General features: G+C 63.0%; 26 protein-coding genes. 3 read left to right on the plus strand and 23 right to left on the minus strand.

Features of this window, described 5'->3' with window-relative positions; all coding sequences use genetic code 11:
* The first annotated feature begins 1 nt into the window (after position 1).
* Positions 2–247, plus strand: a complete 246-nt coding sequence (locus tag UYS_RS0205225) for a formate dehydrogenase subunit delta (protein ID WP_016854453.1) — start codon at positions 2–4, stop codon at positions 245–247.
* A gap of 124 nt (positions 248–371) precedes the next feature.
* Here the strand turns inward: UYS_RS0205225 and UYS_RS0205230 are convergent, their stop codons facing one another.
* From UYS_RS0205230 to UYS_RS0205260, 6 genes are all read right to left on the minus strand, one after another.
* Positions 372–920 carry a glycine zipper 2TM domain-containing protein gene (locus UYS_RS0205230; RefSeq protein ID WP_016854454.1) on the minus strand — a complete coding sequence of 183 codons (549 nt, stop codon included), beginning with the start codon at positions 918–920 and terminating at the stop codon, positions 372–374.
* Between the two features lie 213 nt (positions 921–1,133).
* The gene (locus tag UYS_RS0205235) at positions 1,134–2,213 is read right to left on the minus strand and encodes an ABC transporter substrate-binding protein (protein WP_016854455.1); all 1,080 of its coding nucleotides are present in this window, start codon (positions 2,211–2,213) and stop codon (positions 1,134–1,136) included.
* A gap of 53 nt (positions 2,214–2,266) precedes the next feature.
* The gene (locus UYS_RS0205245; RefSeq protein WP_016854456.1) at positions 2,267–3,064 is read right to left on the minus strand and encodes an ABC transporter permease; all 798 of its coding nucleotides are present in this window, start codon (positions 3,062–3,064) and stop codon (positions 2,267–2,269) included.
* Entirely contained in the window at positions 3,061–3,981 is a 921-nt protein-coding gene (locus UYS_RS0205250) for an ABC transporter permease (protein ID WP_016854457.1), read from the minus strand. Before UYS_RS0205250 ends, UYS_RS0205245 begins: the two co-directional genes overlap by 4 nt.
* An 8-nt stretch (positions 3,982–3,989) precedes the next feature.
* Positions 3,990–5,120, minus strand: a complete 1,131-nt coding sequence (locus UYS_RS0205255; RefSeq protein ID WP_016854458.1) for an ABC transporter ATP-binding protein — start codon at positions 5,118–5,120, stop codon at positions 3,990–3,992.
* A 512-nt stretch (positions 5,121–5,632) separates the two neighbouring features.
* Positions 5,633–6,169, minus strand: coding sequence for an ester cyclase (locus tag UYS_RS0205260; RefSeq protein ID WP_016854459.1), 537 nt, complete (start codon positions 6,167–6,169; stop codon positions 5,633–5,635).
* A 191-nt stretch (positions 6,170–6,360) separates the two neighbouring features.
* On the opposite strand from UYS_RS0205260, the gene UYS_RS16945 reads away from it, so the two are divergent.
* Positions 6,361–7,203: an AraC family transcriptional regulator gene (locus UYS_RS16945; protein ID WP_016854460.1), complete on the plus strand. Its 843-nt coding sequence runs from the start codon at positions 6,361–6,363 to the stop codon at positions 7,201–7,203.
* A 16-nt stretch (positions 7,204–7,219) separates the two neighbouring features.
* Here the strand turns inward: UYS_RS16945 and UYS_RS16950 are convergent, their stop codons facing one another.
* The 3 genes from UYS_RS16950 to tdh form a co-directional block, all read right to left on the minus strand.
* Entirely contained in the window at positions 7,220–7,606 is a 387-nt protein-coding gene (locus UYS_RS16950; RefSeq protein WP_156821544.1) for an ester cyclase, read from the minus strand.
* A 98-nt stretch (positions 7,607–7,704) separates the two neighbouring features.
* Positions 7,705–8,898, minus strand: a complete 1,194-nt coding sequence (kbl, locus tag UYS_RS0205275; RefSeq protein ID WP_016854462.1) for a glycine C-acetyltransferase — start codon at positions 8,896–8,898, stop codon at positions 7,705–7,707.
* A 178-nt stretch (positions 8,899–9,076) separates the two neighbouring features.
* Entirely contained in the window at positions 9,077–10,102 is a 1,026-nt protein-coding gene (gene tdh / locus UYS_RS0205280) for an L-threonine 3-dehydrogenase (protein WP_016854463.1), read from the minus strand.
* A 157-nt stretch (positions 10,103–10,259) separates the two neighbouring features.
* Between tdh and UYS_RS0205285 the strand changes: the two genes are divergently transcribed.
* Positions 10,260–10,841, plus strand: a complete 582-nt coding sequence (locus UYS_RS0205285) for a helix-turn-helix domain-containing protein (RefSeq protein WP_026068364.1) — start codon at positions 10,260–10,262, stop codon at positions 10,839–10,841.
* Here the strand turns inward: UYS_RS0205285 and UYS_RS0205290 are convergent.
* The 14 genes from UYS_RS0205290 to UYS_RS0205350 all read right to left on the minus strand — a co-directional run bounded on the left by UYS_RS0205290 (position 10,832) and on the right by UYS_RS0205350 (position 26,197).
* On the minus strand, positions 10,832–11,848 hold the full coding sequence (locus UYS_RS0205290; protein ID WP_016854465.1) for a nuclear transport factor 2 family protein: 1,017 nt from the start codon (positions 11,846–11,848) through the stop codon (positions 10,832–10,834). The two genes, UYS_RS0205285 and UYS_RS0205290, sit on opposite strands and share 10 nt — an antisense overlap.
* A gap of 82 nt (positions 11,849–11,930) precedes the next feature.
* A complete protein-coding gene (locus tag UYS_RS0205295; RefSeq protein WP_016854466.1) occupies positions 11,931–12,632 on the minus strand; it encodes an RraA family protein in 702 nt (233 codons plus the stop codon).
* 14 nt (positions 12,633–12,646) lie between these two features.
* Positions 12,647–13,375 (minus strand): alpha/beta fold hydrolase, encoded by a 729-nt coding sequence (locus UYS_RS0205300; protein ID WP_016854467.1) that lies wholly within the window; start codon positions 13,373–13,375, stop codon positions 12,647–12,649.
* A gap of 19 nt (positions 13,376–13,394) precedes the next feature.
* The gene (locus UYS_RS0205305; protein ID WP_016854468.1) at positions 13,395–14,408 is read right to left on the minus strand and encodes a cupin domain-containing protein; all 1,014 of its coding nucleotides are present in this window, start codon (positions 14,406–14,408) and stop codon (positions 13,395–13,397) included.
* Between the two features lie 147 nt (positions 14,409–14,555).
* Positions 14,556–15,611 carry an ester cyclase gene (locus UYS_RS0205315; protein ID WP_026068365.1) on the minus strand — a complete coding sequence of 352 codons (1,056 nt, stop codon included), beginning with the start codon at positions 15,609–15,611 and terminating at the stop codon, positions 14,556–14,558.
* A 304-nt stretch (positions 15,612–15,915) separates the two neighbouring features.
* Complete coding sequence (locus UYS_RS0205320; RefSeq protein ID WP_016854471.1) at positions 15,916–16,884, minus strand: nuclear transport factor 2 family protein; 969 nt, start codon at positions 16,882–16,884, stop codon at positions 15,916–15,918.
* Positions 16,885–16,903: 19 nt separating this feature from the next.
* Complete coding sequence (locus UYS_RS0205325; RefSeq protein ID WP_016854472.1) at positions 16,904–17,656, minus strand: SDR family NAD(P)-dependent oxidoreductase; 753 nt, start codon at positions 17,654–17,656, stop codon at positions 16,904–16,906.
* Between the two features lie 24 nt (positions 17,657–17,680).
* Positions 17,681–18,991: a histidinol dehydrogenase gene (gene hisD / locus UYS_RS0205330; protein WP_016854473.1), complete on the minus strand. Its 1,311-nt coding sequence runs from the start codon at positions 18,989–18,991 to the stop codon at positions 17,681–17,683.
* A 174-nt stretch (positions 18,992–19,165) separates the two neighbouring features.
* A complete protein-coding gene (locus UYS_RS0205335) occupies positions 19,166–20,134 on the minus strand; it encodes an NAD(P)-dependent oxidoreductase (RefSeq protein ID WP_026068367.1) in 969 nt (322 codons plus the stop codon).
* Positions 20,134–20,892 carry an HpcH/HpaI aldolase family protein gene (locus UYS_RS17915; protein WP_083868089.1) on the minus strand — a complete coding sequence of 253 codons (759 nt, stop codon included), beginning with the start codon at positions 20,890–20,892 and terminating at the stop codon, positions 20,134–20,136. The genes UYS_RS0205335 and UYS_RS17915 overlap by 1 nt, the downstream gene beginning before the upstream one ends.
* 26 nt (positions 20,893–20,918) lie before the next feature.
* The gene (locus UYS_RS17920; RefSeq protein ID WP_156821545.1) at positions 20,919–22,019 is read right to left on the minus strand and encodes an Ldh family oxidoreductase; all 1,101 of its coding nucleotides are present in this window, start codon (positions 22,017–22,019) and stop codon (positions 20,919–20,921) included.
* Positions 22,016–23,239: an L-2-hydroxyglutarate oxidase gene (lhgO, locus tag UYS_RS17925; protein ID WP_083868090.1), complete on the minus strand. Its 1,224-nt coding sequence runs from the start codon at positions 23,237–23,239 to the stop codon at positions 22,016–22,018. The genes UYS_RS17920 and lhgO overlap by 4 nt, the downstream gene beginning before the upstream one ends.
* A 63-nt stretch (positions 23,240–23,302) precedes the next feature.
* Positions 23,303–24,238: a TAXI family TRAP transporter solute-binding subunit gene (locus UYS_RS0205345; protein ID WP_016854477.1), complete on the minus strand. Its 936-nt coding sequence runs from the start codon at positions 24,236–24,238 to the stop codon at positions 23,303–23,305.
* Between the two features lie 45 nt (positions 24,239–24,283).
* Positions 24,284–26,197, minus strand: coding sequence for a TRAP transporter permease (locus UYS_RS0205350; RefSeq protein ID WP_337587456.1), 1,914 nt, complete (start codon positions 26,195–26,197; stop codon positions 24,284–24,286).
* Positions 26,198–26,284 lie beyond the last annotated feature (87 nt).

Raw genomic sequence — 26,284 nt, forward strand, 5'->3', positions numbered from 1 at the left:
CATGTCGCACGATCAAGGCGAGACCCTGGTGCATATGGTCAATCAGATTGCCACCAACCTGAGCGGCGGCCGCGAGGAAGCCGAGGCCGTGGAAGGCGTCTGCAGTCATCTGGAGAAGTTCTGGGCCCGGGCCATGAAGCAGCGCATCGTCGCCTGCCTCGACGAGCCCGACGCCGGCGGCCTGGCGCCGGTGGCACGCCAGGCCGTGGAACGGCTGGCCGAGCACCAGGCCCGCAAGGCGGGCTGACAACGCTCGCGCCGCTCCACGAAGCCGGCACAATGCAGAAGGGCCGCCCCCATGGGGCGGCCCTTCTGTTTCCTGCCTAGGCCTACTGGCCTGGTGCCGGCGCTTGCCGCACGTCGGGGGCGAATCAGCCCTGGCTGCGGGGCTCGCCCCACTGCGGTTCGCCGTTCACGACGCGCACCGTCTCGCCCTGGGGACGCTGGTCCAGCCGGCTGGTGTGGGACTGGCCGTCATAGCGCCAGCTGACCTCGTAGCCGGTGGTTTCCTCGCGGGAATCGGTGACGGTGTGGCAGCGCTGCTCGGTGGTGGAGACGGTCTGGCCGGCCTCGACCCGCTGCTGCACCTCGCGGCCGGCGAGGCCGCCGCCGATGGCACCGGCCACGGTGGCGATCTTCTTGCCGCTGCCGCCGCCGACCTGGTTGCCCAGCAGTCCGCCGACGATGGCCCCGGCCGCCGTGCCGACCACGCTGTGCGGGTCGCGGGTCGGCGCCTGACGCTGCACCACCACGTTCTCGCACACCTCACGCGGGGTCTCCACCGTGCGGGTCAGGGGTTCCACGCCGGTGATATCGGCGAACTGGGGCTGGCGGCTTTCCTGCACCTGCCAGGCGCCGAAGGCCATGCCACCGAGGCCCAGTACCGCCAGAACGCTGCCCACCACGATCGACTTGCTCATGTTCGTAACCTCTTATCGGGCGTTCGACACGCCTCTCGCCGGAATCCTGGAAACCTGCTCCAGCGGTTGCAATGGCGGGCGAGGCTTCCCGCCCCGCGCCGATGCCCGACAGTATCGGCCGCCATTGATCGCGGCTCCAGCCCATCCGATGCGGTTCCACACTTGCTGCGCCGCTGTCGCCGGACGCGGACACCCCGGTCGATCACGCCGCCATCAGCGCGCCTGCACCTCGGACCACAGCTGCTGGAAGGTCTGCAGCGACTCGCCGGACAGCGTGGGAATGAAGCGCAGGGCCTCCATGTCCTCGTCGCTCGGCATGATCGGCGGCTGGGTCAGCACCTCGTCGAGATAGGGCTCGGCGGCGGCGTTGGGGCTCGCGTAGTAGTTGTAGTTGGACAGCTGGGCACCGACCTCGGCGTCGAGCAGGAAGTCGATGAACTGGTGCGCCAGCTCGGGATGCGGCGCCTCGGAGGGGATCATCATGGCGTCGACCCACATCTCGGCGCCCTCCTCCGGAATCATGAACGCGAGGTTCTCGAAGGCCTCCGGGTTCTCGTCCTTCTGGTAGAAGTAATCGCCATTGAAGGACATGCCGGCCTGGATCACGCCGCGGGACAGCTGCTGCAGCGCCGGCGTGCCGTCGCTGAAGCCGCTGAAGGTGTCGCGCCCCTTGGTGTCGATCATCAGCCGCGCCGCCTCGCGCCAGGCATCCAGGCCGGTACAGTCATAGCCGTGGCCCAGGTAGGCGCAGGCGCCGCCCATGGTGACCTGACCGTCGCCGATCATGGCGAACGGGTACTCGCCGTTGACCGCCGGATCGAACATCAGCGACCAGCTCCTGGGCGCGTCGGGGAAGGTCTCGGTGTTGTAGACGATGCCGGTGGTGCCCCACTGGTAGGGCACGGAGTAGCGGCCGCCGGGATCGTAGGAGGGATCCTGGAACTGCGCCATAACGTTGTCCAGGTTGTCGAGCCGCGCCTTGTCCAGCGGCTGGACCAGCCCGGTCTCGATCAGGCGCGGCACGTAGTAGTTGGACGGCACGACGATGTCGTACTGGGAGGCGCCGCCGGCGTTGAGCTTGGCGAACATCTCCGGCAGCGAGTTGAAGTAGTTCTGCACCACATCGACGTCGTACTCGGCCTCGAAGGCCTCGATGATCGCCGGGTCCATGTACTGGGTCCAGTTGAAGAGATAGAGCTTGTCCGCCTCTTGCTGCGCCTGGGCCTGTCCGGCGAGGGCGAGCCCGCCCAGCGAGAGGGCCATGGCGAGGGTGCTGCGTGTCATGGTGGTCATGTTCGTTCCCTTGGCGTTTCTGGTGGTCGAGGTGATCGGTGGATGCCGCCGGTTCAGGGCGACCGGCGACGGCTGAAGACAAGACTCAGCATAGCGGCGATGGCCACGGCGGCGATCATCAGCGCGGCGATGGCGTTGATCTCCGGCGACACGCCCTTGCGGATCGCGCCCCAGATGTAGATCGGCAGGGTCGCGCTCTCCGGCCCGGCGGTGAAGAAGCTGATCACGAAGTCGTCCACCGACAGCGTGAAGGAGAGGAAGAAGGCCGCCATCAGCGCCGGCTTGAGCGTCGGCAGCATGAAGTGCACCAAGCGCTGGCGAGGCGTCGCATAGAGATCCCGCGCGGCCTCGAACAGCGCCGGGTCCAGCCCCACGAAGCGCGAATAGACGATCAGCGCCACGAACGGAATCTGGAAGGTCACATGGGCGATGATCATGGTGCCGAGCCCCGGCGACAGCCAGCCGGTCCACTCGTTGATCTGCACGAAGAAGGCCATCTCGGCGATGCCGAAGACGATGTCCGGCAGCACCAGCGGCAGGTAGATCACCAGGATCAGCCAGCCCAGGCGGCGCCGCCGATGGCGATACATGCCATAGCCGAGCACGCCGCCGACCACCAGCGCGATCAGCGACGAGACCACCGCCAGCATCAGGCTGTTGCCGAAGGCCGAGAGGATCTCCTCATTGCCCATCAGCCGGTGATACCAGCGCAGCGAGAAATCGGCGAAACGCGCCGAGCTGTTGGCCGAGTTGAAGGAAAACAGCACCACCACCGCCAGCGGCAGGTAGAGGAAGGCCAGGGTCAGCCACCAGAAGACGGCCAGGCCGCGGTGCAGGGTACGCTTGGTCATATCACCACCTGCTCGCCGCCGCCCAGCCGCTTGCCGAGGCGGCGCATCACGAAGAGCCCGAGGAAGGTCGCCAGCAGCATCAGGATCGCACCGGCCGCGCCCAGCGGCCAGTTGGCGGCGCCGGCGAACTGGCTGGCCACCAGGTTGCCGAGCATCATGCCCTTGCCGCCACCGAGCAGCTCGGACACGACGTACATGCCGAAGGCGGGAATCGCCACCAGCACGATGCCCGCCAGCAGTCCCGGCAGCGTCTGAGGGAAGATCGCGTGGCGAAAAGTCCTGAGCGGATTGGCGTAGAGGTCCTGGGCGGCCTCCACCTGGGCCACATCGAGCCTCTCGAAGGCACTGTAGAGCGGCAGCACCATGAACGGCAGGAAGTTGTAGACCAGCCCCAGGGTGACCGCGAAGTTGGAGGGATAGAGCCCCATGTGCGGCGAGATCAGCCCCAGGCTCGCGGCCAGGTCGGACAGCGGCGTGCCCGGCGCCAGCAGGTTCATCCAGCCGAAGGAGCGGATCACCTGATTGGTCCAGGACGGCACCACCACCGCCAGCAGCAGCAGCGGCCGCCACTTGGCGCGACAGGTGGTGATGTAGTAGGCCACGGGATAGGCGATCACCACCACCAGCGCGGTGGAGACCAGGGTCTGCCACAGAGAGCGCAGCAGGGTATAGAGATTGCCGGGGCTCCAGCCCAGGAAGCCGAAGCCGGCCAGACGCTCGAAGGCATCCAGCGACAGCGGCATCTGCGGCAGGCCGTAGGGGCCGCTGCTCATGAAGGCTACGCTCATCAGGTAGACGCTGGGCAGGACCAGGAACAGCAGGATCCACAGCGCCCCCGGGGTCACCGTCCACAGCAGGTGGCGGGTCTCGCGTCCCAGGCTTCGTGAGGAGGAAGCCGTTACGCCGGTATCGGTCATGCGCTGCCTCATTCGCTCAGGGTCACCAGATCTTCCGGCGCCACCGTCACCGTCACCGTCTCGCCCACCTCGGGCAGGTGGCGACCGCGGTTGCTGACCATGGCCTGAAGGGTGGTGTCGCCGACCGCCAGCCGGAACTCCGCGTGGCTGCCGCGATAGAGCCGCTCGGCCACGGTCGCCGGCAGATGGTTGGGGCCCTCCACCGCGCCGGGCAGCAGGTCCAGGGTCTCGGGCCGAATCAGCAGCAGCGCGCCGTCGCCGGGGTCCTCGGCGTCGAGCGTGCCGAGCGCCGTGGTCAGCCGCCGGCCGTCGCGGGCGCGGATCGCAAAGAGATTGTCGTGGCCCATGAAGCGTGCCACGAAGCCGTTGACCGGGCGTTCGTAGACCTCCCGCGGCGCGCCGACCTGCTGGATGCTGCCGCCGTTCAGCACGGCGATACGATCGGACATGACCATGGCCTCGTCCTGATCGTGGGTAACGAACACGAAGGTCATGCCGAGACGCTGCTGGACGCGCAGCAGCTCCACCTGCAGCTGGCCGCGCAGGCCGGCGTCCAGGGCCGAGAGCGGCTCGTCGAGCAGCAGCACGTCGGGCTCGCAGACCAGCGCCCTAGCCAGGGCGATGCGCTGGCGCTGGCCGCCGGAAAGCTGGTCGACGCGGCGCTCGACCAGGTCGCCGAGCTGGATGAAGCCGGCGATCTCGTCGACCCGGGCGTTGCGCTCGGCGGCCGGCAGGCCGCGCATCTTGAGCCCGAAGGCCAGGTTGTCGCGCACCGAGAGATGCGGAAACAGCGCATAGGACTGGAAGACCGTGTTGACGCTGCGCCGGTGAGGCGGCACCTCGGTGATGTCGCGCCCCCCTACCGCCAGCGCGCCGGCATCGGGCGCCTCCAGGCCGGCGAGGATCCGCAGCAGGGTCGTCTTGCCACAGCCGGAGGGCCCCAACAGGGTGAAGAACTCGCCGGCCCGGATGGTCAGATCAACCCCGTCCAGGGCCACGGTGTCATGCCCGAAGCGCTTGTGCAGGCCCTGCATCTCGATCGACGACGCCTGGCGGCGCGTCTCGCTTCGGGCGGAATTCTCGGCGGCCGGATCGCTGCCCGGCCGGTCGGCGATATCCGCCGTCATGGTCTCGCTCATGGACTCGTCTCTTCGCTGCGTCGGCCGCGCCCGCTGTTCGCGTCGGCTCGCCCGAGCTCATGACGCGCAGAGGCCGCCAGAGTGGAGGTCGCTCCTCCCCGGGGCTCGCATTGGCGTCAGATGGTGGCAAAGGGGAATTTTCTAGGGTCAGGGCCCCGGCGGCAAGGGCCAGAGACGCAATCGGGCAGGAAAACCCGCCTCCCGGCGGGCGGAAGGCGGGACGAGCGGGGCGTGGATGTCGTCGCTTGTCGCGATGCGCCCCTTCATGGGAGGGGGCTGCCGACGGCCTGTGGCATGACCTCCAGTCGGCCATGTCGCCATGGTGGAGACGCTAGCGGCCCGGCCTGCTCCGCCGATGGGGCGGGCCCGATGACATGAGCCGGAGGCCGTCGTGAGACAGGGGCCTTACCTGCTTGCGAAGCGACAGGGCTGTCATTCCCCAGGGGGAAGACCGGGCCAGGTACCACTCGGCCGGCGAGCCGGGCAATACCTGGCCCCAGACGTCGACAGCTTCAGGGAAGCGCATCGCCGTATCGCTCGGGCCGAGCGGCACTGTCCATCGCCTCCCAGCCGTGCCCACCGAAGGGATCGACGCCGAGCTGCTGCATGACCGACGGAAAGTCGACCATGACCCAGTTATCGACGATCTTGCCGTCCACCACCTTCCAGAAATCCATGTAGCGGATCACCACTCTCTTGCCGGTGGGGGCGATGCCCATGAACTCACCGCTGTGCACGGCCTCCTGGCGGCCGAAGGCGGCACACCATTCGCCCTGGGCCAGGCGAGCCTCGTCGATGCACACCTTGTCGGAAAAGGCCGCCTGGAAGGGCCGCTGCCAATGAGACTGGAACTCCTCCAGCCCTTGCTTGAAGCCGCAACCGGCATTGCCCATCCAGCGGAAGGCATCGCTGAAGAAACGCCCCATGTTGTCGATGTCGTGGTCGTTGAGGCCATCGACCATGGCATCGATGGTGGCTAGGGTCTCGTCGGTTTTGGAGAGGTCATTGTGCCGCGTCAGGGCGGCCTGTTGAGGGCGTGCGCCGGGCATGGAAACACCTTTGGGTCATGAATCGATAAAGTGCGAAGCAACCCGGACAACTTAGCTCCCCCCTCCCCTGCCCACCATGTCCCGCCGCCCTCTTTGCATGTGTTTTTGCACCTCCTGGCTGATATTCTAGGGTATATGCTCCATCCCGCGACGCCTCGCCGCTATCCGCCCGCGACAGGAGAGCCCCCACCATGTCCTGCTTCCCGGCGCCCCTTTCGGACCTGACCGACGCCCTGCGCTGTCGCATCGACTGGTCGACCCATCGCAGCGATCACTGCGTCAACACCGGTTGGCGGGTGCTTCCCTACTGGGTGGTCCTGCATGTGGTGGAGGGCGCCTATCACTGTGAATGGGCCGAGGGAGGCGGCGTCAGCGCGACGCCGGGGGAGGTACTACTGGTGCCCGCTGGGACGCGTCACGCCCTGTCGTTCGAGGCAGGCACGGTCACCGACGGCCTGCATATCGACTTCAGCCTGCATCACGCCGTCGATGTGTTTTCCGGCCATGCGGTGCCGACCGTCATCGCCGACGAGGCGGCCGGCGTGGCCCGGGCCACCGCGGCACTGACCGCCCTTCTGGCGAATCAGCACACCGATGCCCTGCAGGGGGCCGCGGCCCGCCAGGCCGCCGCCTACGACTTCCTTGCACAGGTGCTTGCCGTGTCCCGGGAACGCCCGGAACGCCGGCATCATCTCGCCGCCCTCAAACGGCTCGAGGCCGCCCTGGCGCTGATCGACGGGCATGTCGATCGGGCGCCTACGGTCGAGGAGCTCGCCGCCCGCTGCGCGCTGTCCCGCAACCGCTTCACCGAGCTGTTCAAGGCGACCCTGGGCCAGAGTCCGAAGCAGTACCTCGACCAGCAGCGCCTGCGCAGGGCCATGTCGTTGCTGGTCCACAGCGATCAGGCCGTCGCCGAGATCGCCGACGGCCTGGGATTCTGCGACCCCTTCCACTTCAGCAAGCGCTTCAAGCGGCTGACCGGCGAGAGCCCCAGCGACTACCGACGCCAGGTGCGGCAGACCCTGTTGCGCTGACACCGGCGACCGGCTCTCAGGCGTCCCGGGCCACCTCGTGAGCCAGCAGCTGCTTCCAGACCGCCACCTCGTCGACGGTGATCCATTCCTGGGTGACCCGGCCATCGACCATGTGAGCGTGAGACAGCCCCATGATGTAGCCCGGCGCCCCGGTCGGCGCGCCGAAGTGGCCCCAGCCGCCGTGGGTGGCACGCATTGTCCAGCGCATGGCGAGGCGCACCGGCTGACCGGGGTCGCGATTGATGATCAGATGCTCGACCCGGAAGTCGACATCGGGGAAGGACGCCAGGTAGCCGAGGCAGAAGCGATCGATATCGCCGTGGCCGTTGATGCTGTCACCGCAGGGAATATTGACCGTGGCCCCCGGATGGTAGAGATCGAAACTCGAGTTCTCCGAATGCATGGTAAGGAAGCCGCCGATATTGGCGGCTACCTTGTCACCGAGCGGCGACACAAGACTCTAGGCCAAGACTCTGGATTTCTCGAGATGATGGCCGCTCCCTAACCGATCCCCAGCCGCGTCTTGACCCTTCCAAAGGCCGCCAAAGCCCCCTCCAGGTCCTCGCGGCTCAGGGCCGCCGATACCTGGGTACGAATGCGTGCCTTGCCCTTGGGCACCACCGGATAGGAGAAGGCGATCACATAGACGCCCTCCTTGAGCATTTCCTCGGCGAAACGCGCCGCCAGGGCAGCGTCATGAAGCATCACCGGCACGATGGGGTGCTCGCCGGGTAGCAGCTCGAAGCCCAGCTCCTCGAGTCCGCGGCGGAAGTAGGCCGTGTTATCGCGCAGCCGGTCGCGCAGCTCGCGAGATTCCGCCGCCAGTTCCAGGGCCTTGAGGGCACCTGCGACCACCGGCGGCGCCACGGTGTTGGAGAACAGGTACGGCCGCGAGCGCTGGCGCAGCAACTCGACGATCTCACCTCGAGCACTGGTGTAGCCACCACTGGCGCCGCCCAGGGCCTTGCCCAGGGTGCCGGTGAGGATATCGATCCGACCCAGGCAGTCGCGGTACTCATGGCTGCCGCGACCGCCCTCGCCCAGGAAGCCGGTGGCATGGCAGTCGTCGACGTGGACCAGGGCCCCATAGCGCTCGGCCAGAGCGCAGATCTCGTCGAGCCGGGCGATATAGCCGTCCATGGAGAACACGCCGTCGGTGGTGATCAGCTTGAAGCGCGCCCCCGCCGCATCGGCGGCCTGCAGTTGAGCCTCAAGATCGGCCATATCGCTGTTGCGGTAACGGTAGCGCTTGGCCTTGCACAGCCTCACCCCGTCGATGATGCTGGCATGATTGAGCTCATCGGAGATCACCGCGTCCTCGGGGCCCAGCAGGGTCTCGAACAGCCCGCCGTTGGCGTCGAAGCAGGAAGGATAGAGGATGGTGTCCTCGGTGCCGAGGAACTCGCTGAGCTTCGCTTCCAGGGTCTTGTGCAGGGATTGGGTGCCGCAGATGAAGCGCACCGAGGCCAGCCCGTAGCCCCACTCGTTCAGGCCCTCCATGGCGGCCGCCTTGACCTCGGGATGCTGGGCGAGCCCCAGGTAGTTGTTGGCGCATAGGTTCAACACCTCGCCGTCGTTCGCCACGCCCACATGGGCGCCCTGGGGGGTCGCCAGCTCGCGCTCGCGCTTGGTCAGCCCGGCCGCGTCGATGGCCGCCAGTTCGTCGCGAAGATGTTGTTGAAAGTCGCCGTACATGGTGTCGTATCCCTTCTACTAGATGGCTCATCGAGTGTCGAAGATCCTAATGCGATGCGCTGTACCGGCGACAAGCCTTCGCGAGGCGCTGTAACCCCATCCCTGGGCTACGTTTGCCATTCATAGCAATAACACCCCGCTGCGCCTTATCCCCGGTGACCATCGCTTCCATGCGTTCTCACTCCCAGTTAAGAATCACCTTGCTGGCCTCTCCCGCCAGCATGGCATCGAAGCCCTGCTGAAACTCGCTGTAGTGCAAGCGATGGGTGATCACCGGCGAGATATCCAGGCCGGAGTCGATCATCACGGACATCTTGTACCAGGTCTCGTACATCTCCCGGCCGTAGATGCCCTTGATGGTCAGCATGTTGAAGATCACGGTGTTCCAGTCGATGGCCAGCTCCTCGCCGGGAATGCCGAGCATCGCGATCTTGCCGCCATGACACATGTTGGCGAGCATGTCCTGGAAGGCCGACGGATTACCGGACATCTCGAGACCCACATCGAAGCCCTCGGACATGCCCAGCGAGCGCTGGACGTCGACCAGGCTCTCCTCGGCGACATTGACGGTGCGGGTGGCTCCCAACGTCTTGGCCAGCGCTAGCCGCTGGGGATTAACGTCGGTAATCACCACATGTCGCGCCCCGGCGTGGCGGCAGACCGCGGCGGCCATGGCGCCGATCGGCCCGGCCCCGGTGATCAACACGTCCTCGCCGAGCAGGTCGTACTGCAAGGCGGTATGCACGGCGTTGCCCAGGGGATCGAACAGCGCTGCCACGTCCAGATCGATGCCGGGGCGATGCTCCCAGACATTGGACATCGGCAACGCCACGTACTCGGCGAAGGCCCCGGGGCGATTGACGCCGATGCCACGGGTATGGGCACACAGGTGGCGCCGCCCGGCCAGGCAGTTGCGGCAGCGCCCGCAGACCACGTGCCCCTCTCCGGAAACGATCTGCCCGGGGTGGAAATCATTGACGTTGGAGCCTACCTCGACGATCTCGCCGACGAACTCGTGGCCCACCACCATCGGTACCGGAATGGTTTGCTGGGCCCAGCTATCCCACTTGTAGATATGCAGGTCTGTGCCGCAGATCGCCGTTCGCTTGACCTTGACCAGGACATCGTTGATGCCGACGTCCGGCTCGGGCACGTCATCGAGCCAAAGCCCCGGTGCCGCCTCTCGCTTGACTAGCGCCTTCATGCACGCCTCCTCGCTATGGTGGATGTCTCTTCGACTAGGTCTCCGGCTGGCAATCCCTGACAGGATGATTACCATGAAGGAATTAATTCCAGCATAGTGGACAAATTCCTCTATGCAAGAAAAAAATCCAACATACTGAACATCCAAGGAGACCAAGGTGCCAACGACTTCCCCCCTGCCGCCGGAGCATGGCGGCCAATTGCTCTGCGATCGCGTCATCGCCCTGCGCAAGAAGCGCGGCCTGACCCTCGACCAGTTGGCCTCGGCCTGCGGCGTCAGCCGCTCGATGCTCAGCCAGATCGAGCGCGGGCGAGCCAACCCCACCCTGGCGGTGACCCTGCGCATCGCCCAGGCCTTCGGCCTGAGCATCGGCGACCTGGTCGACCAACCCTGGACCGCTTCCACCATCGAAGTGGTCCGAGGCGACGACGCGACCCACCTGTTCCGAGACGACCGCGAGTGCCGGATTCGCACCCTTTCGCCACTGCACCTGGAGAAAAGCGTCGAATTCTACGAGCTACGCATCGCGCCCCGGGCGCAGCTATATAGCGCCCCCCACTTCGAGGGCACCCGGGAACTACTGACGATCACTCGGGGAAGCGCCCGAGTGATCGCCGGCGACAACGAATGCCAACTGGGCGTGGGCGACTCGGCCCACTACCACGCCGACCAGGAGCACACCATCGAGAACGACAGCGAGGAGGAACTGCTGGCCTTTTTGGTGGTGACCTACGAGTAGTCGGTGCCCACCAGCCCTGCGGTGCGCTCGAGGATGTCGAGGCCTTGCTGCTTCAACCAGTATGGCAGGTCGATCAGCACCCAGTTCTCGGCCAGCTTGTCGCCCTCGCGGCGGTAGATGTCCACCACCCGCATGTCGGCGCGAACGTCGCTGCCGGGCAGCCCCAGGAAGCCACCGATAGGCGTATTGGTCAGGTTCGGCCAGCCAAAGAAACCGGCGTAGTCACCCTCGGCGAAGCGCGTCACGTGGCCATTGAAGACCTTGCCGGTCAGCCCGGTGCGAAACGGTAGCTGGTGCTGTTCCTGGTAACGGGGAATCGTGTAGGTCGCGCCGATGCCCGCGGGGCCATACCAGATCATGTCATCGTGCCAGCTGCGCGCCAGCAGCTCCGGTGGCGGCAGGTCATCGCCGCTCAGGTTGAGGGCGGTCAGGTCGTCGACCATGCGGTTGACCAGCGCCAGGGTCTTCTCCCCCGCCGCCGGGTCCTGGGCCTCGAACAACAGGCCATCATGTGTCCGCGGGCCGGGGTAGACGAAGGAAGCGCCGGTCTGGGGTGGCAGCGGATTGATGCCGGCCTGATGCATCACGTCGATGATGTCGCAGAAGAAGCCGCTGCGAACGATCCTGCCATCACGGATGCAATGGAAATCCGCATAGCGCAGGAAGCCGATCCTGCGGGTCGCCGGGATACCCAGCCAGGGGCGATCCCTGAGCCCCATGAAGTGGCCCATGCTGACCACCCAGTCGGTACCGTCGCGGGTGTTGGTACCGGCGAAGAACACATCCTGGCGCCGCTGAACCGACGACCAGGCGGCGAGGAAAGGCCGCCAGAAGGCATCGGTGACGGCCTCGGCGCCATGCTGCTCCTCGAAGGGATAGACACCGTGCCATTGGTAGTCGGCGGAGGTATAACGATCGACGATGCCGCCGACCGTCTCGGCATCGGCGCCCTCGAGCTCGCGATAGAACTCGAGAATCAGGGCCTTGTTGGCTTGATGGGTGGTCATGACATTCTCCGGGATCGGGAAACAGACGACGGCCGCCCCCGGTATCGACGACACCGAGCGCGGCCAGGGACGAGGAAGAGGCCTAAACGCGACGCTTCTCGAAGGCCTCCCAGGCCTCCAACAGGGCATCAAAATCGAAGCCGGGCACTCTGGCGCTGGCCAGCAATTCCTGTTCGGCGCCGATGATCGTGGCGATGGCCTCGGGCAGCGCCTGGGCTTCGTCCGGGGTCAGCCGCACCGCGCCATGCTTGTCGGCATGAATCAGATCGCCGGGGGCGATATCCAGGCCGAAGACTCTGACCGGCACATCGACGGCAGTGACCCGCACATAGGCATGAGAGGGGCCGACTCGGCCGCCCAGAACGGTGAAATCCGGTTCCAGGTCGTCGAGGTCACGAATCACCCCATTGGTGAGCACGCCATCGACGCCCAGGCGCTTGTGCAGGCAGGTGTTAACCTCGCCCCAGTAGGCGCCCACGGTTTCCTCACCATCCTCGTCCTCGATCACCATCAGCGAATCGGCTGGACTGTCGGCGACATAGCGGTAATAGGCGAGGCGCCGCTCGCGGATGACCGCGGCGTCTTCCTCGGGAGGCGTCAGGGCGCGGATCTTCGCACAGCGAGCATAGCCGACCAGGGGCGCGGCGCCGGGGTCGGCGGCCACCAGCGGCAGCCGACTGAAGCCCTCGGCACTGCGAGTGCCACGCACCAGGTCGAGGGCATTGGCCACCGTGGGAGTGTCGAAGCGCCGCAGTTCGTTCAGCAGTTCCGGGCTCAGGGCCATGGGTCTCTCCGGGTCTAGGGGGTAGATGAGCGCTCGAGCCAGTGCGCCAGCGCCTGGTTGACGGCCTCGGGGGCCTGCAGAGTACTCAGATGGCCGACTCCCTTGAGGATCACCAGCTCAGCTCCGGGGATATGATCGGCCAGATAAGTGTGCCGGGATACCGGGCACAGCCGGTCGCCGTCGCCACACAGCACCAGGGTCGGCACGGAAATGGACGCAAGCGCGGCGCTGCCGTCGGGACGATCGCGCAGGGCGATGGCCTGACGCCGGAAGGTCTCGAGGCCACCGCGCTCGGCCATGGCCACCACCAGAGCACTGTGCTCGGGGTCCACGGCGGCGCCCTCGGCGGGATACAACGGCGCCAGCACCTCGCCGGCATAACGGGCCACGCCCAGGGCCTCGGCCTGGGCGATGTCGTCGGCCCGCTGTGCCCGGCGCTCGGGCGCCTCGGCGAAGGGGTTGGTATCGAGCAGCGCCAGCCGCTCGATGCGCTCCGGCGCCAGGCGCATCAGCGCCAGTGCCAGGATACCGCCCATCGACAGCCCGGCGACGCTGAAGCGTGGCCAGGGCGCCTGATCGAGGATGTCTCGGGCCAGGGCTTCCAGATCGTCACTGGCATCGAGGCGCGGCACCCGAATATCGGCCCGCCCTTCCAGGGCCTCGACCTGGGGTGCCCATAGCCGCTCGTCGCAGAGGGTGCCGGGAATCAGCAGCAGCGGCTGTCGCCGGGTCACATTATGCATACGTAGTCCTCTTTGCCCTTCAGGCAGCGCGACGCGGGCCGGTGGGCGCATCCCCGCCACGCACCACGACCACCTCGGCGTCGGCATCGGCCTCGAGGCGATGCGTCCAGCCCTGGGGCGAGGTGAAGGTATCGCCGGTGCCCAGCGCCAGCTCGCCGGCCTCGCTGACCAGACGCACGCCGCCGGACTGCACGAACAGCACCTCCGGTTCGTCGCAGTGGTAGTCCGGGGTCACGGCCCCTTCGGCGATGCGCAGCACGCGCAGCTGGAAACCATGGGGCCACCAGCCGCTGATCGGCCCCGGCCCGAAGCCGTCGCCACTGGCCGCCGGGGCGATGACGCCGCATTCCTCGACGCCGGGGGCGGCGAGCACGGCGTCAGCGTTGCCGCGCAAGGCCTCGTGGCGCACCATGCATTCGGCGAGGCGCTCCGGCGAAGGCGTCACCAGCCGCGCGATCTCTTCGCCGTCGGGGGCGGTCTCGATCTCCTCGTCCTCGGGGATGGTCTCGCCGGCGATGCGATCCACCAGGCGGCCGCTCTTGAGCAGCACCAGCCCATGATGCTCGGCCAGGTCGAAGACGCTGGGCGCCCAGCGCACCCGCCCCGGGTCGTCACCGCCCAGTACCACCCACAGGAAGCCGGTGCCGGCATCGAGCTTCTCGAAGCCGCGGAACATCTGGGTCGGCACGCTGACCACGTCGCCCGGGGCGATGTCCAAGGTACCCTCCTCCCGCTCCGGGCCGAAGAACAGCCGCCAGCGCCCGGTGTGCACCACGAACACCTCGGCCCCCTCGTGGGAGTGCTGGGAGTTCAGGCAGCCATCGGGCTGGCGGGCGCCGCCGACGTTGAAGCCGTGGGGCTCGGAGATATGCACGTGCTGGTCGGCGCTCTCTGCTACCCCGGGGCCGATGATGGTGAAGTTCTCCTTGCGATCGGAGCCCGGCGAGCGGGTATCGATGAAGGCATTGCGGCAGGGCACCAGGTCGTCGTAACGCACCCGGCGCTGGCGCAGCGTGTCGAGGGTCCAAGTCATGAGGCCTCCTGCTGTCGGTGTTGGGCGATCTGGGCGTGGATAGCGATCTCGTCGAGATGACGCCATTCGCGTGGCGCCACCCTGACGTCTTCGAGGTCGCCCCTGTGATGAAGGCGGCACCGGGAGGTGCCGAGGTAAGTGGTCATGTCAGGCCTCGCCTACGGGGAAGGGAATCTCCCCCACCACGCGAGCCTTGTTGAATTCGCGCAGACGCGCGAAGACGTCCACGCCCAGCTGGCGATAGGCATCCAGTAGATCGACCGTCACCCAGTTTTCCCGGATCTTGCCGTCTTCCAATCGCCAGAAATCCAGCGACCGCATGGCGATCTTCTTGCCCGAGGGCGCGATGCCCAGCCAGCCGTCGTCGGTCACCGTCTGCATCATGTTGGGCCAGCCGGTGACCGCCGCGTAATCGCCATCGCCGAAGAAGTGATAGGTGATCTCATCCAGATACTGACCGCGGTCGGGCATGCCGCTCAGGAAGGGAATCTGGTGCCAGTTTCGGAAGCCGGCGATGCCACGGCCCGTGCCGATGCCGGCCGGCCCGTACCAGTTCATCCGCTCATGCCAGAACCTTGGCATCTCCATCACTTCCGGCCCGCCCTGGCCGGGGTGTTTCGTCATATGGTCCAGCATCTCTACGATGTGACGGCAGGAGGCCTGTGACTTCTCCTCGTCCCAGGGACCCGGCACAACGCCATCCATCGTTGCCGGCCCGGGGATGCAGAATTCTAGACCGAGCGAAGGCGCCAGCGGCCAGGCCTTTGCCTGCATCATTACCTCCGGGATATCCCAGATGGCTTGGATCTCGACGACCCGGCCTTCCTCGAAGCGATAAAATTCATGGAAGCGCATGTGCGTCAAATGGCCGGTCGGTGGAATATCCAACCAGGGCTTCACGAAGGTGCCATAGTAATGGCCCCCGCAACCGATCCAGTCACCACCATGTTCGGTGCGCCCGCCCATGACGATCCAGTCACGGCGCTCCAGGTCGGGCATGGACTCGAACAGCGGCGCATAGCAGCTGTCGTAAAGCGCCTTCGGACCGGCCAGGTCGCCGAAGGGGTGGCACATGTGCACCACCGCGTCCGGGGCGATCAGCTCCTCCAGCGCGGTCCGCACGCCTTTCTCGCTAAAATCGCGCATCGCTTCCCGCATCGGGGCAATCAGCGATTTATTCCGGGTATGAGTGTCCGTCGTCATTCTGCAACCTCTCCATTGCACACATTCTTGCCGCCAAGCCTGGTTTTCTCGCCAACCCTCGCGGTCTGGAGCACCCATCACGCTCTCTATACCGATACTCGGTAATGGGAACAGAACAACCTGGCGCCAGAATTCCTGTTGAATACGAAATCAGTTGAGGCCGCCTTATGACCCGCCACTCACCACGACCCACCTCAACGTCGAGATGGGCCAGGAGCGATGCGATCGCCCCTGGTGAGAGGTAAAGACACCAGCGGCATCCAGCGCTAGTTCGGCGGTCGCACTCGCCGACCGCCCCCTGACATCAGGTCTTTTGTTGACGGTGCTGGGCGATCTGGGCGTGGATGGCGATCTCGTCGAGCTGGTGCCATTCGCGCACCACGGTGTCGCCGCACAGTTCGGCATGAGTGATGCCGAGCAGCACCACCGGGGCGCCGCTGGCCGGCCCGAAGACGCCGCCGCCCTGATGGGTGGTGGAAAGCGACCAGCGGAACGCCACCCGGCGCGGCTCGCCGGCGTCTTCACGATCGATCCAGTGATGAATGCGGAACTGCCCCATGGGGAAGGCGCCCTTGTAGCCGAACCAGAAGCGCTCCAGGTCATCGTGGCCACGCAGGGTGCGCGCTCCCGGCACCTTGGCATCGATGGCCCGGTCGTAGCCGTCGCGCAAGCGCTCGAGACGAGCGTGCTGCCAGAGATCCCGATAGCGCACGGCCACCGGCCCCAGGGCGTCGATGTCCAGGTCCCCCTCGGGGCCCCGCCAGCGCTCCACCAGGGCCTCGGCGTCGGGCAGCGCGGCCTTGGCCGCCAGGGCCTCGCCAAGCGCCGCCGGGGAATGACCCAGTTGCTGGGCCAGACCGGCCTGGTCGCGGACCAGCCATTCATCGACGATGCGATTCTCCCGACACAGGCAGTCGGCGATGGTCATCACACCGGCCCGCACGCCGGTGGGGGCACCGAAGGCGCCCTCCCCCGCGTGGGTCATATGGGAGAAGATGCGATGCGAGGAATAGTAGGTGCCGGGGGCATCCTCGCTGTCGATGACGTCCTCGCCGAGCAGGGTGCGATCGGGGAACTCCTGGAGGGTCTCCAGGGTACCGCGGATCACTCCTTCGACGCCGCTGAAGGCGCCTCCCGGGGTCTTCACCGGGCAGTCCTTGGCGTAGTAGTCGCGGATCAGGTCGATGCCGCGCCCCTCCCAGATCCACTCGGTGATCTTGAAGATGTAGTCACGCAGATCGACGAACTGCGCGTCGAAACCGGTCAGGCTCATGCCATGTCTCCTTGTGGGTTCAGTGGGCCGTCCAGCCGCCGTCGACCATCAGCGCGCTGCCGGTCACCAGGGCGGCGGCGTCCGAGGCGAGGAAGGCCACCGGGCCCATGATGTCCTCGATCCGGCCGAGACGCCCCAGCGGTATCTTCGCCAGCACCGCCTCGCGAAAGCCCGGCTGCTCGAAGAACGGCCGGGTCATCGGCGTCTCGACGAAGGTCGGGCAGACGCTGTTGACGCGGATGCCACGGGGGCCGAGTTCCACGGCCATGGCCCGGGTCATGCCCTCCACCGCGGACTTTGAGGCGCAGTAGAGGCTGCGGTCGGCGGCGCCCACGTGGCCCATCTGGGACGACATGTTGATGATCGAGCCGCCCTCCGGCATCGAGGCGATCACGGTCTGGGCCAGGAAGTAGGCGGCCCGCACATTGATGTCCATCACCGCCGCGTAGTCATCCTCGCTGATCTCGTCGATCGGCTTGGGCCGATTGGTGCCGGCATTGTTGACCAGGATATCGATGCGTCGGCCGCTGAGCGCCTCGCGCACCGCCGCGGTATCGGTGACATCCAGGACCAACGCCTCGGCCGAGTGGCCGGCGGCGGTCAGCGCCGCCACCGCCTCCTCGAGGACCGCGGGGTCACGGGCCACCAGGATCACCTTGGCGCCGACCTGGGCCAGGGCGCAGGCCGCCGCCAGCCCCAGGCCCTTGCTGGCCCCGGTGATCAGTGCCGTGCGGCCATCCAGCCGCTGGCTCGGTGTCTGGGGTAGCGTCATGATTGGCTCCTCAATCGGACCGCCTCAGGCTTCCACCTGGCCGGCATAGGGCACGTCGCGCTGGCCGTAGCGGCGCACGCGCTCGTTGGCCTGCTCGCCGTGACCGGCGAAGCCTTCAAGGGCACAGAGCCGCGAGCAGTAGCCACCGATGCGGGCGGAGGCCTCGTCGGTGAGCACGCGCTGGTAGGTGCAGGTCTTGAGGAACTTGCCGACCCACAGGCCACCGGTGTATCGCGCCGCCTTCTTGGTGGGCAGGGTGTGGTTGGTACCGATCACCTTGTCACCGTAGGCGACGTTGGTGCGCGGCCCCAGGAACAACGCGCCGTAGTTGACCATGTTGTCGAGGTACCAGTCGGCGTTCTCGGTCATGATCTGGACATGTTCGTAGGCCATGTCGTTGGCGACCTGAAGCATTTCCTCGTGGCTGTCGCAGACGATGATCTCGCCGTAGGTCTCCCAGGACTGACGGGCGGCATCGGCGGTGGGCAGCTTCTCGAGCAGCTCGGCGATCGCGGTCTCGGTATCGCGGGCCAGGGCCTCGGAGTTGGTCAGCAGCGCACAAGGCGAGTTGGTGCCGTGCTCGGCCTGGCCCAGCAGGTCGGTGGCGCACAGCAGGCCGTCGACGCTGTCATCGGCGATCACCAGGGTCTCGGTGGGGCCGGCGAACAGATCGATACCGACACGACCGAACAGCTGGCGCTTGGCCTCGGCGACGAAGGCATTGCCCGGGCCGACCAGCATGTCCACCGGGTCGATGCTCTCGGTGCCGATGGCCATGGCACCCACCGCCTGAACGCCACCGAGCACCAGGATCTCGTCGGCGCCGGCCAGGTGCATGGCGGCGACGATCGCCGGGTGGGCCTTGCCCTTGTAGGGCGGCGCCGCGGCGACCACGCGCTTGACGCCGGCCACCTTGGCGGTCAGCACACTCATGTGAGCCGAGGCCACCATCGGATAGCCGCCACCGGGGATGTAGCACCCCACCGCCTCGATGGGCACATGCTTGTGACCGAGGATCACGCCGGGGCTGTTCTCGATCTCGACCGGCTGCATGGACGCGAGCTGAGCCTCGGCAAAACGACGAACCTGCGCCTGGGCGAAGCGGATGTCTTCCAGCGACTGGGGGTCGACCTCGCTGATCGCCTGATCGATCTCTTCCTGGGTCAGGCGGAAGCTCTCCGGCGACCAGCCGTCGAAACGCTCGGAGAGTTCGCGCACGGCGCTATCGCCGCGGGCCTCGATGTCGGCCAGGGTGGTTTCGACGACGTCGCGCACCTTACGGTCGGCTTCGGCGCGCACATCCTGGGTGGCACCGGACTTGAGATAACGGATCATGGATTCACCTCGGAATTGCGGAATAGTGATGTTGGGTTCGGCGCCTTCGTTCGCGGCCCGGGCGCTGGCACAGGATCAACGTGGCGCTGATGGTAATCTGGCATTTTTTGCATACGAATGCAACAAGGAGGAAAAAGGGCTCCCCCGGGCATTAAACCATGCGAAATGTCGGCTCTAGATCCACGGCTTCGGCGGGAGCGCCATCATGTCAGGTGACAGCGTCCCACCAAGATAGTCCAGTACATTCTGCGCCGAGCGGGTCGCCATGCGAATCGCCCCTTGTCGGGTCATGGCGGCCGAGTGGGGCGTCACGAGTACATCCGACCGGCCAAGCAAGGGGTCTTCTAAGCTAGGGGGCTCGTTATCCAGCACATCCGTGGCATAGAAACCGAGGCGCCCCGCCTTGAGCGCGGACACCAGTGCCCGCTCATCGACGATACCGCCACGCGCGGTATTGACCAAGATGGCCCCCGGGCGGCATTTTCCCAGCACCTCGTGTCCAAACAGCCCCGCGGTTTGCTCGGTTCGGGGCATGTGGATACTGATTACCTCAGCCGTTTCCAGGGCCGTCGCCAAGTCGTCGACCCGCGCCATCCCCTCGGGTAGGGGGGCGTCGACGGGCATGAAGGGATCATAGATCGAGAGCCGTGCACCGAAGGCCGCCGCACGAGCGGCGTAGGCACGCCCAATACGCCCAAATCCAACCACCAGCGTATCCGCGCCCTCGAGATCTCGCGCCCCCAGGGAGTCACGTACTGTCCAGTCGCCAGATCTCACCGCCTCGGTAGCGACCCCGATATTCTTGCAAGCCCCCAATGTCAGGGCCATGGCGTGCTCGGCGACAGAAACCAAATTGCTGTCCGAAGCAATGGCTACACCAATGCCCAGCTCCGTCATCAAGTTGAAGTCGATATTATCGCAACCGACGCCATGGCGTGAAACCAATCTCAAGCGAGGGGCGGAGCGATAAGCGGACTCGGACAAACGCCGCGCGCGTAGAATAACAGCATCAGCGTCCTGAAGATGATCCAGAATCATCTCTTCAGTAGGCTCGGGAAGGTGAACAAGTTCCACATGAGGCGCATCACGCAACAGGGAAAGTCCTTCCTCACGGATGGGGTCAAGAGCTAGAACTTTTGTCATTACTCATCCCCCACTTTCACCGATGAGACAGAACCCTTAGAGAAGTACTCCTGCATTGGTTTATGCTCGCTGGCTACCGCTACCATATTCACACCACGCTCGAACCAGGCACGAGCATCTTCCATCTTCGGTACAAACGTCGCCACAGGCACGCCTCTGGTTGCACAAGCCTTGATGACACTTTCCACGGCCGACGTCACCTCCGGTGCGTCTAGATCATAAACGCCATAGGCAACGGCCAAGTCGGCCCGCCCCACGAAACAGGCACTCACACCCTCTACCGCGGCAATTTCATCGATGGCTTCCACACCCTCGGGATCCTCAATCTGCAGAATGACGGAAACATCACTGGCATTCTCAAGGTGCTCGGACATGGACACACGCCCATAGTTTCCCGCACGGTTAGTCGCCGAATACCCACGTCCTCCGGCACCGTAATGAGCCGCCTCGACAACCTCTCTCGCTTGCTCGGCACTCACGACATGTGGAACGAGGAAACCATCCGCCCCCATATCAAGCACACGAAGAATATCGGCGGGCGCTCCCTCCGTCAGGCGTACAAAAGCCGGGATTCCTACCGCCTTGGCGGCCAAGAGACAACTGTCGGTTTCTGAGATGCCAAAGGTCGAGTGCTCGGCATCGAGAACAATATAATCCAACCCACTTCCACCAAGGGCCTCAACGACAACATGATGAGGAGTCTTGATAAATGTGCCCAACAAAGGAGAGCCGCTAGAAATATCCTTGTTTATATGCATAACCACAACCCATTCAAAATAGAAGTTTAATTATCGCCAAAACCCGCTAAACAGCAGTGGAGTAGATTTTTTCTCTTAGCTATATCCGCTATCTCTTCAGCCACTTCTTTTGGCAACTCCAAACCAGAAACACACCGCTCTTTCAGGCGTTCTCGCTCGGGGTCTCCAGGTATCCTCACACGCTCGACTCCCTTCTCAGGGGCCGCTTGACGCAAAAAGGAAAGATAATCAGCCACCTCGGCGCCAAACCCATTCGTATCGTCCAACACTTCAGGACGAATAAAGATCGATAACATACCATTACCGAAGGAGTGATCCGTGGTTCCATTGGTGCCATTGCCGGTCAATGCCCCAGCCAGTAGCTCGCAGGCGAGAGCCAGCCCAGAGCCTTTATGTTCGCCAACAGTTCGCAAGGCACCGGTGCCGGCACGTGGGTCGGGCACCTTTTCATCCAGGGTTGCTCCATAGAGCTCACGGGGATCATCAGTCCGCTGGCCACTACCGGAAATCAAGGCGTCACGCGGCAAAGACTTCCCTCCTCGTCCCGCCACCAAAGCCTTGCCTTCTGCGACCAATGAAGTGGCAAAATCAAGGACGAAGTCATCCCCGGCACCATGAGGCACACCGATTGCGACGGGAGCCGTTGAAATGGCCCTCTGTGACGAACCGAAGGGGGCCACTAGGCGCGAGCCAGCCACATTCACAAAGTGGATACTCACCATTCCTTCCGCACAGGCCTGCTCGGCATAGGCCCCCAAACGCCCCACATGGCCCGCCCGCCGCAAGGCCACCAGCGATAGCCCATGCTCTCTGGCACGATCGATTCCCAAGGCGGCGGCCTCCGTCGCCAGCCGCTGGCCCATCCCGTCTTGGCCATCGAACTGCAACATCACACCGGTATCAAGGATAGTTTTCAAAGTCCGGTTCGCGTTGATCTTTCCAGTTCCCAACCAAGCGTGATACCGAAGAATTCGTATTACACCATGGCTATCATGCCCGCGTAGAGAAGCATCCACCAAATGGTCGCTTACGATTTTCGCTTCATATGATTCACAGCCATCCGACATAAGAATATCGCACAGCAAGTTAGCCAACTCACCGGGATCGACTATAGAGCTCGGCATCATACCGCCACCTTTTCTTTACAGGATTCTCCCTCACGCTCGAACAGACGCCGTGCGATGGCTTTCCCTATTGGTAAAGCTGAAGTCGCGGCTGGTGATGGCGCATTACAGACAAACACTGATCGCTCGGTATCGAGAAAAAGAAAGTCATGAATCAAGCTACCGTCACGAGACACCGCCTGGGCGCGAATCCCTGCCTCGATCGGCTTGAGATCATCATATGACAAATCCGGGCAGTATTTTCTACACTGTTTCAAATAATGCGACTTAGCCATAGAGTTGCAAAACTCACTCACTCCTGAAGAAAAATTCTTCCTCATCATTTTCCAGAAACCTGAAAACAACAGATATTCAGACATATCTCTGGCGTTCAATGAAAACTTGCGATAACCTTCGCGCGCCATCCCCAGCATGGCATTGGGACCTACCGTGGTGGAACCGTCCACCATATTGGTCAGATGAATACCCAAGAATGGAAGCGCAGGGTCGGGAACCGGATAAATAAGGTGATTTATTTTTCCTGTCCAGCGTGGAGAAAGGCGGTAATACTCGCCCCGGAAAGGCACAATTCGGAAGTCGGGATTCAAACCGGCGAGACGCGCGAGTCGATCGGCCTGCAAGCCAGGGCAGACAACCAGGCGCCTTGTGCTGATCATGTCAGACTCGGCATCCACCTCGACATATGAAGAGCATTCTCTAATCGCCAACACCTCAGCCTCAAGCTTTATCTCCCCTCCAAGAGAGATAATGTTTTTGGCCAAGGCATTACATACTTCACGATAATCTACAATAGCGGTACCTGGAACTCGCAGAGCGGCTATACCACTGACATATGGTTCCATGTCCCGCAACTCATTTTCACCCACCTTTTCAACAGCGACACCATTCTCGGCCGATCGCTGATAAAGATTTTCCATTCGATCCTTTTCCACACTGTCAGTAGCAACAATCAACTTCCCACAATCGTGGTAGTATATGTCATGCTCTCGACAGAAGGCTTTAGTCTCATGAGCCCCATCTCTACAAAGACGAGCTTTCAGTGAACCTGGAGAGTAGTAGATCCCTGAGTGAATCACCCCACTGTTGTGGCCAGTCTGATGCTTCGCGAGAGTCTTCTCTTTTTCCAGCAGCACCAAACTTGCGCCTGGACGTTTCTCCAGTATCGCGCGTGCCGTGGCCAACCCAACGATTCCGCCTCCAATGATGCAGTAGTCATAAGCCATGGAAAGGTACCTATAGACATTTCGAGAAGGCGTGGCTTATTAAGCCACGCCCTTCTCTATTATTTACTGCTCTTCGAGCTCGCTGAAGAACCGTGCGGAACCAGGGTGTTGCTCGATCCCGACGTCTTGGCCAAGTTGATCCTGGGTGGTGCCTTTGAGGGCCGCTACGGCAACGCCCAGATCATCCAGGCGGTCATGAATGGCTTCAGTGACCTTGTAGATTGCTTCCTCATCGGCGTTACAGGAAGCAATCACGTGAGTTCCAAAACTCACCGACGGGACAGGCCCCTCCATATCCGGATAAGCATCGGCTGGAATAACAAAGCGTTGATAACCGGAATTTGCCTCCTTCATGGTGGCAAACATTTCGTCCGTCACGGGCAACAAGCGAAGATCCCTCGAGGCTCCCACATCCATAATGACGCCAGCTGGAATCCCAGTAGCCTGAAAGAACCCATCCACTTGTCCGTCTTTCATCATGTTTACCTGATCCGACATCGATGAAAAAGCCACTTGATCGAGGTCTTCGTAGGTAACACCCGCCGCGTTCAGGGTTTGACGAGCGAGCTGCTCGGCGGTATTGCCCCTTGGCGTCACCGCCAAGCGCCTGCCTCGGAAATCTTCGAAGCTTTCCATTTCCATATTAACCACAGCGGCCTGAATCACCTGGGGATAAAGAAAAGCCACATTGCAAATATCACTGACAGGCTCGTCAAAAGGCGGATTTCCCTTGATCGCATCGACGGCGGAGATTGTATTACTCATCCCTAAGTCGGCCCTGCCCAAGCCAATGGCTTTGATATTCGCCAACCCCCCTCCAGGTCGCACATTAATCTGAATATCGTCGTTCAGGTCTTCCACCGCTGACTTGATAGCCCCCCCGGCCGGATACCAGGATCCACCAGGGCTTCCAGTGACAAATGTCAACTCTTCGGCTTGAGCGGTGGAGACTCCAGCCATCACAACCACAGCCCCGAACACCATTGATTTAACGTTCATCCTTCATCTCCTTGTTTTATATTAAAGGATATAATGCTGAAAGCATTATATGGTGGACACCGATTGCACTCGGTTTCGTTGAATGATATAGGCCAACCCAGCCATCGCGATCCCAACCAGATCTGTCAAGACACCCTGGTAAATAAGCACCATGGCTGACGCAACCAACAATACTCGCTCCACCGGGCCAAGAGGGCGTGTTAAATACCCATGCAGTCCCGATGCCAAAAATGTAACACCCAATATGGCGGAAAATGCGGCCATAGCAATTTGTAAAGGGGTCCCCTGAAGAATAAGAGCGGGACTATAGACAAACATGAAAGGCACGATGTAACCCGTCATCCCCAGCTTGAAGGCAGCAACACTTGCAGGCCAAAAACGCGCACCAGATATCGAATTAGCCGCAAAGAGCCCAATCGCCACCGGGGGAGTAATCGCCGACATAATAGCAAAGTAAAGAGCAAAGAGGTGTGCGGCCTCCAGTGTGACGCCCAGCTTTATCAAGGCCGGTATTAGCAATGCAGTCTGTAGGATATATGCTGGCGTCGTGGGAAGCCCCATGCCAATAATAATCCCAGCCACGGCGGTTAGTATTAACGCCAAAAGCATTGAGTCACTGGCTATATGGCGCACCACACCGGTGAATTCCAACCCTAGCCCACTATGCACCACTACACCAACGACGATACCCGCACAGGCACAGGCGAGTGCCACCTTAACCGCATTCACGACACCATTTTCTACACCTTCCAGCACCTTGATAGCACGAAATTCCTTCCGGGTTTCGCGCCGAAGCAATGAAGTAGGTATAATCGATATAATGCCCGCAAAGGCGGCATAAGCCGGGCTATAGCCTGAAACCAACACTCCGATCACAATAAACAGCGGAAGAATTTGGTGCCCCCGCTGCTTTATCACGGTCTTGAGCACCGGAATCGAAGCCTCATCTAGGCCACTAAGCCCCTGCCGCTTTGCCTCGAAATGAATGGCAAGAAAAACGCTGACAAAAAACAATACCGCCGGTATCAAAGCGATTAGCATGACATTGAGATAGCTAACCCCCATGACTTCAGCCATCACGAAGGCCGACGCCCCCATCACTGGCGGCATGATTTGTCCACCTGTCGAGGCCACCGCCTCTACTGAGCCCGCGAATGGAGCGCGATAACCCAGACGCTTCATCAGTGGAATGGTATAACTTCCAGTGGTCATGATATTGGCCACTGCGCTACCTGAAATAGACCCAAAAAGAGCAGAACTTATACTGGCAACCTTGGCGGGACCACCCGCTGTACGCCCCGCAACAGCCGTAGAGAAATCGATAAAGAATTTTCCAGTTCCCAGTTTTTCAGCCAAGGCGCCAAAAAGAACGAAGAGAAAAAGAAAGGTCGCGGAAACATTGAGAGGAATGCCAAAGATCCCCTCTGTTGTTAAGTAGAGAACATCAATAAGATACTCTGGCGTCAGTGTGCCTGACAACACCGCATAGATAATAAACAAGATCGCCGTCAAGGGTAGGGCCGGACCCAATGTCCGGCGACAGCCTTCCAACACCAGGCAGGTCAACACAACGCCGCACCAGAACTGCGAGGGAGTCAGCGGATCAACCAACTGAAAACGTGCATAGAGCACATCTTGGTTAATGATGAGGTATCCGACTGAAATGACCATTCCCGCAAAGCAGGCCAGGTCAAGGGCGCCCACAGCCTTGCCACCTCCCCTGACAAAGGGGAATAGAAGAAAGATGATGGCAAGGGAGAACCCCAAGTGGAGACCACGAAACACAAAGGGCTGAGGCGCGCCAAACATCACCACATAAACATGGAAGGCAGCCATCGACAATATGACCGCTAGCGAAACACCCCTTATCAGAGGACTAGATCTTGATTGCATAACCACCTCTAGGTATTTGATTATTCCTGGCAGGAATCTTGATTTTTTTGGCGACGCCAATTTCATTTTCTCCCGCCAGGCCTTTTCACAAGACTTCCCGCCTACGGTTCCGTCAAAATTCTTTCAGCATATTTTCACCAAGAAGGCCTCACG

Origin of the sequence: Halomonas smyrnensis AAD6, assembly GCF_000265245.1 — a bacterium.
Classification (GTDB): Bacteria; Pseudomonadota; Gammaproteobacteria; order Pseudomonadales; family Halomonadaceae; genus Halomonas; species Halomonas smyrnensis.